We start from the raw sequence: 1,494 nt of genomic DNA on the forward strand, positions 1-1,494 counted from the left end.
TGGCGCTGTTGACAAAGTCTCGCAACAGCCCTCGCGGTATGTTATAATAAGAAAAAAGTCTGAGGTGATGGGATGCAGCTGGCGATACACATGGTAACAATCGAGGACTTAATGCCGCAGGAGCACTTCCTTCGAAAGCTGGAGGCAGCGCTGGACTTATCTTTCGTATACGAGGAAACGGCGCGGCTTTACAGCCGTAAACTCGGCCGTCCGCCCATCGACCCGGTGGTCATTGTGAAGTATCTGCTGGTGGGTTTCCTGTACGGCATCCCGTCGGAGCGGCAGATCGAGCGACGCGTCCAGACCGACATCGCCCTGCGCTGGTACCTGGGCCTCGACCTCTTCGACCGGGTGCCGGATCACAGCACCGTCTCGCAGCTGCGCCGCCGGAAACCGTCCTTCCGCAAGGTGTTTCGGCGGTTATTTGAAGAAGCCGTGGGGCAGTGCATTGAAAAGGGCCTTGTCAGCGGGCGCGTGGTGGGGGCGGACTCGACCCATGTGAGGGCCAACGCCTCCCGTGCGTCGGAAGAACTGGTGGAAGTCGCGGAGGAGGCCGGCGTTTACTGGGAACGGCTGGACGATTATGAGGAGGAAGGGTTGGAGGAACTTGAGCGGCGAACCGGAAAGCGCCGCAAAAAGCGGACAAAGCAGATCAAACGGGACAACCGCCGCACCCACAAGCGCGTCAGCCGCACAGACCCGGAGTCGGGTCATCTGAAGCGCCCGGGGAAACCGGAGGGGCCTCATTACCTCGCCCATCAGGCGGTGGACAGCGACTATGGCATCATCGTAGGCCAGACCGTGACTGCCGGAGATGTGAACGATTCCGTGCCGTTTTTGGGCTTGATCGAGCGTATTCACGAAAATGTTGTACCAATTCAGACCGCTACCGCGGACGCCGCCTACGATTTCCCGCTGGCCCATCGGGTGCTGGGCGAGCTGGGGATTGACTTTTTCGTGCGGCCGCAAAAGACCGCCGCACGGGTGTCCGTCCAGTTTACGCGGGACGATTTTTACCGCGATGAGAACCGTGATGTGTACCTCTGTCCCGGCGGAAAAGAGCTCCGTTTAAAGCGGCTGGCCCGCAGCGCCAGCGGTTTGTTTTGGGAGTATCAGGCGGATCAGCGGGACTGTGCGCTCTGTCCGCTGCGGGACAAATGTCTGCGCGAGGACGACAAACGCGGGGCACGAAAGGTGTCCGTCAGTTACTTTGCGGCGGACCGCCAGCGCAACCTGGAGCGCCGTTCCAGCCCTGAATACCGGGATGCGCTGAAACTGCGGCAGGTCTGGTGCGAGGGCTCATTTTCCGCGCAGAAGCGCGAGCACAACTTAGCGCGCATTTTGCGACGAGGCTTAGAGGCAGCGGAGGACCACTGCCTCTTGTCTGCGACCGCATTGAACCTGAAACGGATGATAAAATACGCCGGATGACGCCAGTGGGCGTCTTTTTTATTTACCCAAACGAGGATAAACTGGGATTTGTCAACAGCGCCA

Annotated in this window: 1 protein-coding gene; it reads left to right on the top strand. The window is 59.6% G+C overall.

The window, feature by feature from the left end:
• The first annotated feature begins 72 nt into the window (after window positions 1-72).
• Complete coding sequence (locus ACTQ3V_RS15520) at window positions 73-1,431, top strand: IS1182 family transposase (protein WP_441468283.1); 1,359 nt, start codon at window positions 73-75, stop codon at window positions 1,429-1,431.
• Window positions 1,432-1,494 lie beyond the last annotated feature (63 nt).

It is taken from the genome of Candidatus Agathobaculum pullicola (assembly GCF_052117205.1).
GTDB lineage: Bacteria > Bacillota > Clostridia > Oscillospirales > Butyricicoccaceae > Agathobaculum > Agathobaculum pullicola.